Consider the following 12966-nt stretch of genomic DNA (forward strand, 5'->3'; position numbering starts at 1 on the left):
GATGCCGCACCGTCGCTTTCAATAGTGCCACGGCATGGACTTTCTGCTGTTGAGACACAAAATAGTCCTCAAGAAATTTGTTTAATAGGCGATGTGGCGGAGATCGACAGAACAGACTATCTGATAGTGTGATTTTGCCACCATGCCTCAACTCTCGACGTAAAAGCGCTCGAGCAATGTGGATTAGCCATTTTGACAATCGAAATTTCTACAGGTGAGCAGGCTGCTCAGGCTCGTTCATTCGTAAAGATCTTGGCAAAATATCGTGAACCTGATCATCGCCGCAGCCTCGTCGAACTGGCCGTGACCGCCATTCCCCTCGTGGCTCTCTGGGTTTTGGCCTGGTATACGTTCGCACAGGGTTACTGGTGGACCAGTCTTCTGCTCACGGTGCCAGCCGCAGGATTTCTCGTGCGGCTGTTCATGATTCAACATGATTGCGGACATGGCGCGTTCTTTCGCCATCGGCGGGCCAATGACTGGACGGGACGGATCATCGGGGTGCTGACGATGACCCCCTATGATTTCTGGCGCCACTCACACGCCGTTCATCATTCCACCTGCGGAAATTTGGACCAACGCGGAATCGGCGACGTCGATACGCTGACGCTCGTGGAGTATCTCGAACGATCGCGCTGGGGCCGGCTGAAATACCGCCTCTATCGACATCCGTTGATCCTTTTCGGCTTCGGGCCAGCCTATCTGTTCATCCTTCACCACCGTCTGCCCTTCGGGTTCATGCGCAAGGGTCTCCAGCCCTGGGTCAGTACTCAGGCGACGAATGCTGCAATGGGCATCATTGCCGCCGCGCTCATCTGGTTTATCGGGATCGAGGCTTTCCTCCTCGTCCATCTCCCCATCATGCTGCTGGCGTCATCGGCGGGGGTCTGGCTGTTCTTCGTCCAGCATCAGTTCGAAGACACGTTTTGGAGCGAGAGCAATGGTTGGACTTTCCATGAGGCCGCCCTTCATGGCTCTTCCCACTACGACCTGCCGCCGGTGCTGCGTTGGTTTACAGCCAACATCGGCGTACACCACGTTCACCACCTGAGCAGTCGCATCCCGTTCTACCGATTGCCCAGCGTGCTTAGAGAGCATCCGGAGCTGGGTGAAATCGGTCGGCTGTCGCTTCTTGAAAGTCTGAGATGTGTCCGCTTGGTTCTCTGGGATGAGAATCACCGTAAGCTCATCTCCTTCCGAGAGGCGAAACAACGGGAAACGGAGATCCAGAGGGACCGCTTACTCGTGCAAAACGAGGCCGCGGCCTGAATATGCCTCGACCCTAGGTGGATCCGGATGTTTCCGCCAACATCACCTTCGCCAAAACGGCGAAGGCTCCATCGGGATATTGCGCCAGGTAGGCGCCGAACATCGCGGGACTACCGCTTTCCTTCACAGTGTCCCAGAAAGCCAGCTCGACGGCGACGGCATCCGTAGAGCTAATGGCCTCATCGTGCGGTTCTTCCGCGATCGCGAGCCTTGACTTCGCCAGTGCCGAAAATTCGCCTTCAGGGTATTTTTCGAGATAGGCCTCGAATTCAGAGGGATCGGTACTTTCCTTTATCGAGTCCCAGAACGAAATCTCAAAGGCTGCATCATTGGCCGTCCGACCGTGTCCCTCGGCGGCATCCTGAGCGAGCCTGATCTCAGTTGTCGCCCCCGTGACCGGCGCATCCCGATCCGCATCGTCCAGAAGGACCCTGAAGGCCCGGATCGGCTGCTCTATGTTCTTGACCTTCTGCTCGCCCAGATCATCGAAACTGAATTGCGCATTGTGGCGAACGTGATCGCGAACGCCTCGCGAGACACAGATGCCTCCCGGCTGGGCCAGCGTTTCAAGCCGGGCGGCGACATTGACGCCGTCACCGAAAATATCGCCGTTCTTGACCATGACATCACCGACATTCAGACCGATGCGATATCTCAGCTGACGGTGGGACGGTTCGGTGGCAAGACGATCCTCAATCGTGCCTTGAATCTTGATGGCGCAATCAAGAGCATCGATGATGCTGGTGAACTCCGCCAAAAAGCTGTCGCCCGCTGTTCCAGTGATCCGGCCATTGTGGCTCACCACCAGTTCGTCGACGATGGCCTGGTGACTGGACAGGACTTCAAGGGTTGAAACCTCGTCTTGGGACATATAGCGACTATAGCCCTCGATATCCGCCGCGAGGATGGCAACAAGCTTTCGCTCTAGGCGTGGGGCTTCCAACGATGTTCTCCGAGTGAAATTAGGGCTTCTCAGGCGATAAGCGCCCTGGCCGCATTTGGTTGCCGGAGTCCCGCCCCTGCAGGTGGAAACGCTCTAACCGTGCGCTAAATACCATATGTTCCTGGCTTCTCATCAAAGGAAAAGGCCCCGACGCAGTGCGCGGGGCCTTTCCTGTCTTACAGGAATCTTTTTATGTGGAGTGCTTCGCGCCCAACTCGGCGAATTCTTCACGCGCCGTGGCGGAAACATGGGCCAGCTTTTCCCTAAATCGCTTAATTGCCGCCAGCGCTGCTTCCTCGCTTAGACCTTGAGCCTGCGCTTCCCGCTTTAGATCCTCAAACGTGTCATGGGCAAGGTCCCTGGCGCTTCGCAGCTGTTCGGAGACCACACTCTGCGCTTGCGCCTTCATGGCGTCGCTTTCCTCACCCAACAGGCGGTTCTCCGTTTCCGTCGTGGGCAAGGCAGCAGCAATTCCCGCCCCGATCGCCAATCCGGCCGCGCCGACGAGCAGTGGGTAACGCTCTAATGCATCCTTCAAGTCGTCCTGGCCCTCGGAGAGCATGTGAAGAACGCTCGTCGCCGCATTCTGGGATCGTTCACCGATCGAATTTGCTGCGCTCGAAGCCATGGACGAGGTGCGGTGGGACATGGACGCCAGTCCCTCAGCGGCAGCGGAGAGCGTGCCCGAGACGGATGAATAGCCGCTCTCAGCAGCTTCACTCACCTTGTCCCCGAGGTAGCCTGCGCCTTCCCCAATGTTCGACCCGACAGCGCTCAACCCATCTCGAACACTCGCCGCGCCCGATGATACCGCCGATCCCACCCCGCTCATCGCTCCTCTGGAGGATCCTGAGGGCGAATAGTGGTGAACTCGTTCCTCCTCGATATGGAATCCGCGCTCCCTCTTGTGTTTCTCGCCACGGTGCTTGCGCGACTTTGAGCCTCCCAGAAGGGAAACCTTGGACCCTCCTGCAAATAGCCAAACGGCGCCCATGGCAATCAATGCGGCAGATACGGGATTGTCCCGAACTGCTGCGACCAGAGTGTCCTGGAAACTGGCAGATGAGGTGGGCGTCCGGGGCGCCGGGAGGTAACGATCTTTGTGGCTATGTAACTCTGTCATCTCACCTGTTCCTTTGCTGCAACCGCATCAAGGTGAAGTTGTTCCAAGGTCCGCTTCGGTACGAAGCTCGCCGCCTTAATCCGATTGAGTCCGATCCACGCCAATATCGCGCTTGCAGCCATGCCTATGACCGTCGCGATCAGATTTCCCAACCACTCGTCAAGGCCAGCCTCCACTAGGGCCGCGCTGATCGTAAGAAGCAGCATGACCAAGGCAGGGATCGCAAGAACGGCGGCGGCAGCCAGGAAGCCAACGGCATTGGCTGCCTTGCTGACCTGCAGAAGCATTTCGGTTCGAGCGAGCTGGATTTCACTGCGAACAAGGTCGCCCAGCTGGCTAAAAGTATCGGAAAGAAGGTCTGTAAAAGACCGATTTTCAACAGGCATAGCCATTGCGCATTTCCTTGAATCCAATTCCTGTCGTGGCCACGCAAAAACTTACGAGGGCATGTTGGTACGACTTGGCGACGCTGGTTGCGAACCGGGCATCGAGCTCATCCGCGTCTCTTGACCATCATAGGGACGAGCGGTGTCTTCCCGATGCCGCGGCGAGGGTGCCGACGTCTTCAAGAAGCGGACGAGGGCGAACCCGGACAGCGCCGCGATGCCCAGGAATGCCGTGGGCTGGCGCCGTGCGAAATCCTGCACCGTCTCAAACAAATCGCCGATGTTGCGATCGGCAACAGCATCCGAGACACTCTCGATGTGGTCAGCCGCGTATCTCACATAATGCGCTGCCTGCGGGATCTCGCTTTCCAGCTCTTTGGCAGCCCGGCGAACAGCTTCGGCCACGCCTCTTACCCGCTCGGCCCCAAGATTCTTTCCTTCTTCAACCGTGTTGGTTAGCTGCTCCTGGACGTTTGACATCATCTGTTTCGCCCCGGCACCGAGGCTGCCGGCCTGGGCTTTTAAATCTTCTCCCATTCCCGCGAGATCATTCTTCACATCCGAGGCCGCCTTGCGGGTCTCATTCTTCACGTCCGACGCAGCCTTGAGGGTCTCATCCTTCATGGAGGCCTCATTGGCCCCCGTCGAGGCAATCTTGCCTCCCGACTGGTTTGGCAAACTATTCATGAAAGCTCTCCACTTTTCCGGTTCACCTGGCCTTGGCCCTTCGAGGTCGTGCGAGGACGATCCTCTTCATCGTTTGGCTCCATCCGCTCGCCCACCTTCGCGGCCACGGCTTTAACCTTGTCGCCCACCTTCCGGGCTTCAGCACGCGCATCATCGAGGGTGAGCCCTTCCTCCTCTGCAACGTCGAGCGTCGCATCCAGGATCCGGCCGCCGGCATCCACTGCGTCCTGGTACGTGTCGGAGGCCATATTGGTTACGGTCCGCTTCACCTTACGGCTCGCGTCCCCCAATGCCCGGGACTCGGCCCTGGTGACCGGCAGAGAGGCCGCGAGGATCGCGCCGACCGCTAAACCAAGTGTGCCAACCAGCAGCGGATGTCTTTCAAACGCGTCGCCAAGATTTGCACTTGCACGTCGCCCCGCCATCGCGACGCGTTCACGGCCATAAGCCAGCTGTTCAGCGGTCTGATGAGCCAGCGAGGAGGCCATGTCGGAAGTTTGATGAGCGAGCGAAGACGCCATGTCGGACGCCGCAGCCACGGCTGAGGACGCTCTATCCGCCGCGGATGAAGCCACACCTTTCGCAGCGTCGATCGAGCTCTGAGCCAGATCGGTTGCGTCGTCATAGGCGTGCCAAACGGCCGAAGTTCCTGTCTCTACCCGTGCAGCGACCTCGGAACGGACCGTTTCGGCCGCGCCCGCGATCCGTTGACCGGCCATGTCGGCCGCACCGGAAATCTTATCTTGCGCCGCCTCTGAGGCGTCCGACAGGCCGGATGTTATCCGCTTTTTGGCCTGATCAAGGCCCGTCCACGACCCCGTCGCTCCGGGTTGCCGCGAGCCGCTGCCCGCGCCGGCCAAGGCAATGCCGGCCCCCATCAGCAGAATTGGAATGGGTATGCTCTGCAGCAGGCGGAACGCCGGGTAGGCCAATCCGGCGCCGACAGCCAGGGCCTGAAGCGGGTTCTCCCGCGCCGCGCGCTCAATGTCCGTCAGCGCCTGCTGGCTGCGCCGGCTCACATATTCCTTCACGTCCTCCTTGATGACCTCAGGAGAAACACGGTGCTGCAAGTCGGTGGCGGTTTCGGTCACGCGGCTGCGAAGTTCATCAACAGTTTTCGCAAGCTCCACTCGCCTATGCTCAGCCTGGCGCTCTAGGTCGTCCAAGGAAGCTTCTTGTTGGTTCATCGTCGTCATTAATAGTCTCCCAGGCAGGAGGAATTCTGCGCAAACAATGCCTCGGCTTATTAAGCGGTAAGCGCCCTTCTTTGTTCCCTTGGACTTGCGAAGTCGCCAATCTTTCCCTGATGGTCGGGTGATTGAGGCCCTGGACCGTGCCGGCGTGCCAAAAGGGGGACCGGAGGACGTCCGACCGACTGAAGGTTCTATCGACAATCGGTTCGGCCCCTACGACCTCTGCCGCCTCTGCCGACGCTCGATGTGCTGCGACAAAGCGCTCAGCGGAAAGATCAGCGCGAAATATATCAGACCCACCGCGGTGTAGATTTCGAAGTATTTGTAGGTCGTCGCCGACAGCGTCATCGCCTGGTAGAAAAGTTCTCCAAGCCCGATGGCTGAAACCAGAGCCGAATTCTTGATGAGGATCGCGATGAAGCCGATGAATGTCGGCATCATTATTTTCACCACCTGCGGTGCCATCACATGGCGGATCCGCCGGTACGGACTGAGACCCAGCGCCCGAGCTGCTTCGATCTGGCCTGGCGGAAGCGCCAGAACCCCGCTCCGAAAAATCTCCGTCAGATAGGCGCCCGAGACTGCGGACAAGGCCAGTATGCCGCTTCCCAGGGGAGATAGGCGAACATCCAGGATCAGGGGCCCACAGAAATAGATCCAGAAAATCAGCACCGTTTCTGGCAGGCCGCGAAAAACGCCGACATAGATAAAGGCGAGCCAGGACAGCGGCCCCCGCTTGAGCAGTTTTCCATAGCAGCCGATGAGCCCAAGCATGATGCCGATGGCGAGCGATCCAAGTACCAGCACGATGGTCGTCCAGAGGCCATCGACCAGCAGCGGCATCGCCTCGAGAAAGAAGCGAGTGTCGAAGTTCATCGCCCGACCTCCGACTTTCCGTATAGCGCCTCGAGGCGATAGGTGAGACTCGAGAAGATGTAACCCAGAACAAGATAGATGATCCCGACCACGGTCAGCGTCTCGATCGGCTTAAAGGTGAAGTTCGCGATCCGAACGCCCACCGTCATCAAGTCACCCACCGCAAGCAGGGCCAAAACAGCGCTGGCCTTGAAATAGCCGATCGCGATATTGGCCAGCGGCGGAATGATGATCTTGAGGGCCTGGGGCAGGACCACCTTCATCCACACGACACGCCGTGGCAGTCCAAGCGCCTTGGCCGCCTCCCATTGTCCATGGCCGATGGCCTGGATGCCCGTGCGGGCCACGTCTGCCAGATAGGCGCTCGACTGCATGGTCATGGCAATCATGCCGGACTGCAGCACCGTGGTCGAATAGCCGGTGAAGGACGGGAGTGCGTAGTGGATCCAGAACAGTTGCAGCACCAATGGCGTGTTGCGCAGGGATTCCACATAGACGAAGGCCAGCCAGCGGATGGGAGGCCAGGGGCTCTGCATCATGGCCGCGAGCAGAAAGCCCGCAGGCAGCCCGGCCGTCATTGCGACCCCGGTCAACAGAAGCGTGATCCCCAAACCCTGCAACAGGGCCCAGCGAAACTGCCACAGAAACTCGAACTGAAGGGTCGCGACAAAGTCCCAGCGGATTGCGGTCGCCACCCAGAAGATGATGACAAGGGCAATCAGAGCCGGAACATAGTCCGTAAAGATGCGGTTGCGCCGAAACAGCGGCTTGCGCGTCGGCGAGGGTTTCACCGCCATGATCGATGTCGCCTCGCCTGCATGGTCCGCCTCATTCCAGCGCAACCGGGCGTCGCAGCTAGTCCTTCTTGATCCAGCGATTTTTTATTTCATCCAGCTTTCCCGTGGATTCGAGATTGCTGATCACGATGTTCACGAAGTCGCGGAAAAAATATTCCTTGGCGGGAACCGCATAGGCGAAGGGGACGAAATTCACCAGCAGGTCGGGCAGCGGTTTCACCTTGATATTTGGATTGTTCGAGATGAACTGAGCATTGCCCGCAAAGCCGCCAAATGCCGCATTGGCTCGGCCCGAAGCAACTTCGAGAATATGCGCTGCGACCTGATCGGTCACCAGGCTCTTGACCTCGGCATTCTTGAACTTTTCTTTGGCCAGCTTCTCATCGGCCGATCCCGACAACACCGTGATGATGTTCCCGGCCTTATCGATCTCCTCATAGCTGGCAATTGCTGAGTCCTCCGGCACGAACAGGGTCGAGCCGTCGCCCCCGATGGGCCGGGTGAAGGAGACATTGCTCGCGCGGCCGGTCGACGTCCACAAGGCAGCAGCGCCAAGGTCGCATTTATCGCTCTTCAGATTCTGAATGATGGTCGACCATGCGGAATCGACCCATTCGACTTTCACCTCGAGGCCTTTGGTAATCTCCGCGACAATATCAACGTTCAGCCCCGTCCACGAGTTGTCGACAGGATTGAGAATGTTCCACGGGGTGTAGTTGATCGTACAGACCCGGAGCGTTCCACGCTCCTTGACGCGCTCGAGCAGATCGTCGTCAGCGCGGGCGGCAGAGGCAAACACCAGACTTGCAACAAGGGCGGCGAAAAGAAGCTTGAGGCTCGACATTGACAACTCCCTCTTCGGTCATGACGCCCTGCGCGGGGCGGTCAGGTTCCCTGCCGGCCTGTGGCTTCGGCCTGGGAGGTGTGAAGCTTCACATGGTCGAGAAACATATGCAATATCGATAATTATGCTCGCTGTGCCTCAATTTTAGTCACTTGTTCTGTGTGAATGCAACTTCAGCCCTGCATCACCGTCTTCTACCAGAATCTCCAAATTGGGGTTCTTGTTGAGCCCATCCTTCACCTGGTCGACATTGACCTTCACATGTCGCCGCATGATCGGAATGGCGGCGTCTAGATCCCGATCGAGTGCAACCCGCATCAGGTCCTGGTGCATGAAGCGCAATTCGTCGGTGCTGATTTCGGTCATCAGGAACACGGAGCGATAGCGGATCAAATTCTGGTGCAGCATTTCCACGCCGCGGATCAGTTTTGAATTACCGCAGGCTGAAACGAGGACCCGGTGAAAACCGCGATGGCGCTCCTCCCACTCAAGTCGCGCCTCGTTGGTCTTGCCTGCCGGATAGGTGGCGATGGATTTCGACAGACGGTGGAAGGCAGCGACCACCTCGCTCTCCCAGGTGTCATCGCCACGCTCAAGCGACCGTCGAAACGCCTCAGCCTCGATGATCTGACGCATCTCGGTGATCTCGATCAGCTCCCGCAGCGACAAGGGCGCGACCCGGAAGCCTTTATTTTGCTCAACCGAAACCAGCCCCTCAGGAACCAGCTTCGACAGCGCCTCCCGCAGCGGCGTGGCGCCGATCTCGTATCGCGCTGCAAGGTCCCGGATCTTGAGGCGGGAATTTGGGGGCAGTTCGCCGGACCGAATGTCGTCGAGAAGCCTCTGATGGGCGATCGACTCCAGAGTTTCCGCCGCCTTGGCTCGCGTCATCCGCTTTCTCATTATCGATAAAGGTGGGAAATATCGTTCTTGACACCTAAAAACGATTATCCAACGATAGTGCCTAAGACTACCAGATTTTTGTTCGCCCCCTCGAGGCAAGTCCGCATGTATTATCTTGGCGTCGATACCGGCGGCACATTCACCGATTTCGTTCTTTTCGACCACTCAACCGCATCCATTTCGACTTTCAAGATCCGGTCGACACCGCATGATCCCGGAGAAGCGGTTGAACGGGGCCTCGAGCGCCTGAAGGATGAGTATGGCGTCACCGGCGAGAACCTGGCGCGTCTGATCTTCGGAACTACGGTCGCCACCAATGCCGTGCTCGAAGGACGCGGTGCGAAGACTGCGCTGGTCGCCACCCAGGGCACGCGCGACGTCCTCGAAATCCAGCGCCAATGGCGGCATCGGCTCTTCGATCTCTATCTCACGAAACCGGCGCCCCTGGCGGCCCGTCGCCATCGGGTGGAAATCGCAGAGCGAGTCACGGCCTCCGGCGACATCCATGTCGCACTGACCGATGACGCCATCGATGGGCTGGTTGATCGCTTGAGCGCCATGGCGGTGGAATCGGTGGCCGTCTCCCTGCTGTTCTCCTTCCTCCGGCCTGACCACGAACGCCGCATCGCAAAAGCGATCTCCACGCGCCTGCCCCATCTTCACGTCTCGATCTCCTCGGAGATCAGCCCTGAGTTCCGAGAGTATGAGCGCTCCGCCACGACGGTGATGAACGCCTATACAATGCCGAAGATCCATGCGCTCGCGATGCGCCTGGAGCAGGCTTTGGAGCGGTTCGGCTTCAGGGGCCAATTCGCCATCGTGCAATCCAATGGCGGCGTCATGTCCCTGGCGAAGGCGCGCAGTCATCCGGTGAACACCTTGCTGTCCGGGCCCGCCGCCGGGGTGGTCGCCGCCGCAGCCTTAGGTCGGTTGGGAGGCGTCGACACCGTCCTTGGCTTCGACGTGGGCGGCACCAGCACGGATATCGCCCTGGTCGAAGACGGCGAAGTTCGGCTCAGCGCCGAGGGCGGAATCGGTGGCTATCCCGTCAAAGTCCCCCAGGTCCGCGTGCATACGATCGGGGCTGGGGGCGGCAGCATCGCCCGCCCCGAACTCGGCCTGCTGAAGGTCGGACCCCAGAGCGCGGGGGCCATGCCCGGTCCTGTGGCCTATGGCAATGGCGGCACGGAGCCGACCGGCACGGATGCTGCCGTCGCCTTGGGCTACATCGATCCCGCCTATTTTCTGGGCGGTGAGATGGCGCTCGACCGCGAGGCGGCGCGGCACGCGATCGCGGAGAAGGTTGCAGGCCCGCTCAAGCTTGGCATCGATGCTGCCGCCCTGGCCATCATCAAGGTCCAAGTCGCCAACATCGTGTCAGGCATCCGCAAGGTTTCGGTGGATGTCGGGAAAGATCCACGGGGGTTCGCCCTGATGCCGTTTGGCGGTGCAGGCGGCATCTATGCCGGTGCCGTCGCCGTGGAGGCCGGTATGAGCCAGATCATCTTGCCACCCCATGCCAGCGTGCTCTCGGCGCTCGGCATGCTGCTCACCGATATTCGCCATGACCGGGTGAAGACCCGCCTGATGGCCTTGGCCGAGACCGAACCGGCAACCCTCGCCTCAATCTTCGACGGTCTCAAGATCGATGCCGCTGGCGACCTCGAGCGGGATCAGATCGATGAGAGCCGCGTGGCTTACGAGTTCTCCTGCGACATGCGCTATGAGGGCCAAGCCTATGAGATCAACGTTCGCCTGCCGGTCGAGGGTGCGCAGCCCCGCATAGAGATGCCGAGCCTGCGGCAATCCTTCGATCATGAGCATGAGCGCCTCTACGGCCAGTGCTCACCTTCCGAACCGGTGGAGATCGTCAACCTGCGCCTGGGTGCCATCGGACGGGTCGAGAAGGCCAGTCTGCCTCGATTGCCTGCCTCCGATGGCCGGGCTCCTGCGCCGCGCACGAGCCGGTCCATGTTGTTCGACGAGGTCACCGGCTGGATCGACTGTCCGGTTTACGACCGTGATGGCCTGGCTCCGGGGATGCGTCTCGTCGGGCCCGCCGTGATCGAGGATCGCGGTGCCTCCATCCCCTTGCTCCCGGATCATGAGGCGACCGTCGATGACTGGGGAATCATCTTCATCGACACGAAGGCGACACAGCGCAAAAAAGTCTCCGCCAGCGATCTTGTGAAGGCCCCGTCATGAACAACATCGATCCCGTCACTCTGGAGGTCGTCGGAAACTATCTCGTATCGACGGTTCGCGAAATGGGCGCAACCTTGATGCGTACCGCCTATTCGGTCATTCTACGCGAACAGATGGACTGCACCACTGCCCTGTTCGATCCGCAGGGCCAGTTGATCGCACAAGCCGATCACGTGCCTTCGCATCAGGGGACCCTTGCCTATGCCGCGCGCTACGTGGCTGCGGACTTCGAGCTCGATCCCGGCGATGTCGTTGTGCTGAACCACCCCTATCGTGGCGGCACCCACCATCCCGACATCATGATCTTCCGGCCGGTGTTTCACGACGGGCGTTGCGTGGCCATCGCGGCAGCCTTGGGACACCATATCGATGTGGGCGGGCGATCGCCTGGCAGCGTTGCCACAGATGCTCGCGACGTCTTCGAGGAGGGACTGATCATCCCGCCTCTGAAGCTCTACAAGCGCGGCGTGCTGGTGCAGGAGGTGCTTGACATCATCGCTGCGAACATTCGCGTGCCGCGCGAGACATTGGGTGACATCCGCGCCGAGATCGCAGCAACGACGGTTGGCGAGCGGCGCTACATCGAGCTCTGCGAACGGTACGGAGCCGACCGGCTGTCCGAAATCGTGCACGGTCTTCTCGATCACTCCGAGGCGATGGTCCGTCGCGATCTCGCAGCCTATCCGGACGGTCAGTACAGCGCCACCGGCTATATGGACAGCGACGGCATCTCCGAGGAGCCGGTGACGATTGCCGTTACGGTCACTCTCGATCGAGGTGCGGTGACGATCGATTTCGCCGGATCCAGCCCGCAGTTGAAGGGGCCGTTCAATGCCTCGATCTCCTCGGTCGAGGCGGCCTGCTTCTGTGCCGTCCGCTATATGGTGAACCCGGCGATCCTCCAGAATGCGGGCTGCTACCGACCGATCAAACTCCTGTTGCCGCCGCGCTCCGTTGTCAACCCTGAGTCTCCGGCACCCTTGAGCGGTCGCTTCCATACGCTGGAACGCATCGCCGGAACGATCGTCCAGGCCTTCAACGGCGCCCGGGGCGCCGAAGCGGTCGGCAACGGCCACAATCATCTGACGAGTTTCTCCACGTCGGGCCGGATGCCGGAAGGTGACCATGCACGATCCGGAGAAACCTTCGTGCTCTTCGAGTATCACGGCGGCGGCTGGGGCGGCACGTCCCGCAGCGACGGGCTGGATGCCACATTCGGACTGATGGCCAACTCGTTCGACAATCCGATCGAGGCGATCGAATTGCGTTATCCCCTGATGATTGAACGTTACGAATTCATCCCCGACAGCGGCGGAGGCGGCGCACATCGGGGGGGAATGGGCATTCGCAAGGACATCCGCTACCTGCAAGGCAGCGGCTACTTCACCAATCGCTCCGATGGGCAGAAATTTCCCCCGCAAGGCGTGTTGGGCGGCGGGCCAGGCCGCCCGTCGGCACATGCCCTGGTGCGCGCCAACGGCACGGTCGAGACGCTCCCTTCGAAGATCACGAATGTGACCATCTCGGCGGGGGATCTCATGGTGCTCGAGACCGCTGGCGGCGGCGGTTATGGCGATCCGCGGGCCCGGGACCGGCAACTGGTCCAGGATGATCTCCTGGACGGCAAGATCAGCGCCCACGCCGCCCGATCCCTTTACGGCCTGGAGGATTAGGCCGTCCGGCAACCGCCCTTTTCGGCATCGCCGCCGAGGCCTCGCATCAGGTGATGGGCCGGCGTTG

12 protein-coding genes are annotated in these 12966 nt (G+C 60.0%); 3 read left to right on the top strand and 9 right to left on the bottom strand.

Translation table 11 applies throughout. From position 1 onward, the window contains the following. The first annotated feature begins 192 nt into the window (after positions 1 to 192). Positions 193 to 1269: a fatty acid desaturase gene (locus FKM97_RS11035; RefSeq protein WP_144292468.1), complete on the top strand. Its 1077-nt coding sequence runs from the start codon at positions 193 to 195 to the stop codon at positions 1267 to 1269. Positions 1270 to 1282: 13 nt separating this feature from the next. Here FKM97_RS11035 and FKM97_RS11040 read toward each other — a convergent pair whose 3' ends face one another. The 9 genes from FKM97_RS11040 to FKM97_RS11080 form a co-directional block, all read right to left on the bottom strand. Next, positions 1283 to 2212: an adenylate/guanylate cyclase domain-containing protein gene (locus tag FKM97_RS11040; protein WP_144292469.1), complete on the bottom strand. Its 930-nt coding sequence runs from the start codon at positions 2210 to 2212 to the stop codon at positions 1283 to 1285. A gap of 190 nt (positions 2213 to 2402) precedes the next feature. Continuing rightward, complete coding sequence (locus FKM97_RS11045) at positions 2403 to 3335, bottom strand: hypothetical protein (protein ID WP_144292470.1); 933 nt, start codon at positions 3333 to 3335, stop codon at positions 2403 to 2405. Then, positions 3332 to 3727: a phage holin family protein gene (locus FKM97_RS11050; protein WP_144292471.1), complete on the bottom strand. Its 396-nt coding sequence runs from the start codon at positions 3725 to 3727 to the stop codon at positions 3332 to 3334. The genes FKM97_RS11045 and FKM97_RS11050 overlap by 4 nt, the downstream gene beginning before the upstream one ends. Before the next feature lie 45 nt (positions 3728 to 3772). Then, a complete protein-coding gene (locus FKM97_RS11055) occupies positions 3773 to 4408 on the bottom strand; it encodes a hypothetical protein (protein ID WP_144292472.1) in 636 nt (211 codons plus the stop codon). Then, positions 4405 to 5604, bottom strand: coding sequence for a hypothetical protein (locus FKM97_RS11060; RefSeq protein WP_144292473.1), 1200 nt, complete (start codon positions 5602 to 5604; stop codon positions 4405 to 4407). Before FKM97_RS11060 ends, FKM97_RS11055 begins: the two co-directional genes overlap by 4 nt. A gap of 210 nt (positions 5605 to 5814) precedes the next feature. Then, on the bottom strand, positions 5815 to 6477 hold the full coding sequence (locus tag FKM97_RS11065; protein ID WP_144292474.1) for an amino acid ABC transporter permease: 663 nt from the start codon (positions 6475 to 6477) through the stop codon (positions 5815 to 5817). Continuing rightward, positions 6474 to 7274: an amino acid ABC transporter permease gene (locus FKM97_RS11070; protein ID WP_144292475.1), complete on the bottom strand. Its 801-nt coding sequence runs from the start codon at positions 7272 to 7274 to the stop codon at positions 6474 to 6476. The genes FKM97_RS11065 and FKM97_RS11070 overlap by 4 nt, the downstream gene beginning before the upstream one ends. 58 nt (positions 7275 to 7332) lie before the next feature. Next, positions 7333 to 8118 carry a substrate-binding periplasmic protein gene (locus FKM97_RS11075; RefSeq protein WP_144292476.1) on the bottom strand — a complete coding sequence of 262 codons (786 nt, stop codon included), beginning with the start codon at positions 8116 to 8118 and terminating at the stop codon, positions 7333 to 7335. Positions 8119 to 8262: 144 nt separating this feature from the next. Next, the gene (locus tag FKM97_RS11080; protein ID WP_170240866.1) at positions 8263 to 9009 is read right to left on the bottom strand and encodes a GntR family transcriptional regulator; all 747 of its coding nucleotides are present in this window, start codon (positions 9007 to 9009) and stop codon (positions 8263 to 8265) included. A 117-nt stretch (positions 9010 to 9126) separates the two neighbouring features. Here FKM97_RS11080 and FKM97_RS11085 point away from each other — a divergent pair, with 117 nt between their 5' ends. Next, positions 9127 to 11226 (top strand): hydantoinase/oxoprolinase family protein, encoded by a 2100-nt coding sequence (locus FKM97_RS11085; protein WP_144292478.1) that lies wholly within the window; start codon positions 9127 to 9129, stop codon positions 11224 to 11226. Next, a complete protein-coding gene (locus FKM97_RS11090) occupies positions 11223 to 12899 on the top strand; it encodes a hydantoinase B/oxoprolinase family protein (protein ID WP_144292479.1) in 1677 nt (558 codons plus the stop codon). The genes FKM97_RS11085 and FKM97_RS11090 overlap by 4 nt, the downstream gene beginning before the upstream one ends. Positions 12900 to 12966 lie beyond the last annotated feature (67 nt).

The sequence above is a fragment of the Rhodoligotrophos appendicifer genome (assembly GCF_007474605.1).
Lineage (GTDB): Bacteria > Pseudomonadota > Alphaproteobacteria > Rhizobiales > Im1 > Rhodoligotrophos > Rhodoligotrophos appendicifer.

Bases quoted from the DNA above. Each gene is read 5' to 3' on its own strand.
- FKM97_RS11045 (WP_144292470.1), bottom strand. From the start codon at position 3,335: ATGACAGAGTTACATAGCCACAAAGATCGTTACCTCCCGGCGCCCCGG.
- FKM97_RS11050 (WP_144292471.1), bottom strand. From the start codon at position 3,727: ATGGCTATGCCTGTTGAAAATCGGTCTTTTACAGACCTTCTTTCCGAT.
- FKM97_RS11055 (WP_144292472.1), bottom strand. From the start codon at position 4,408: ATGAATAGTTTGCCAAACCAGTCGGGAGGCAAGATTGCCTCGACGGGG.
- FKM97_RS11060 (WP_144292473.1), bottom strand. From the start codon at position 5,604: ATGACGACGATGAACCAACAAGAAGCTTCCTTGGACGACCTAGAGCGC.
- FKM97_RS11065 (WP_144292474.1), bottom strand. From the start codon at position 6,477: ATGAACTTCGACACTCGCTTCTTTCTCGAGGCGATGCCGCTGCTGGTC.
- FKM97_RS11070 (WP_144292475.1), bottom strand. From the start codon at position 7,274: ATGGCGGTGAAACCCTCGCCGACGCGCAAGCCGCTGTTTCGGCGCAAC.
- FKM97_RS11075 (WP_144292476.1), bottom strand. From the start codon at position 8,118: ATGTCGAGCCTCAAGCTTCTTTTCGCCGCCCTTGTTGCAAGTCTGGTG.
- FKM97_RS11080 (WP_170240866.1), bottom strand. From the start codon at position 9,009: ATGACGCGAGCCAAGGCGGCGGAAACTCTGGAGTCGATCGCCCATCAG.
- FKM97_RS11085 (WP_144292478.1), top strand. From the start codon at position 9,127: ATGTATTATCTTGGCGTCGATACCGGCGGCACATTCACCGATTTCGTT.
- FKM97_RS11090 (WP_144292479.1), top strand. From the start codon at position 11,223: ATGAACAACATCGATCCCGTCACTCTGGAGGTCGTCGGAAACTATCTC.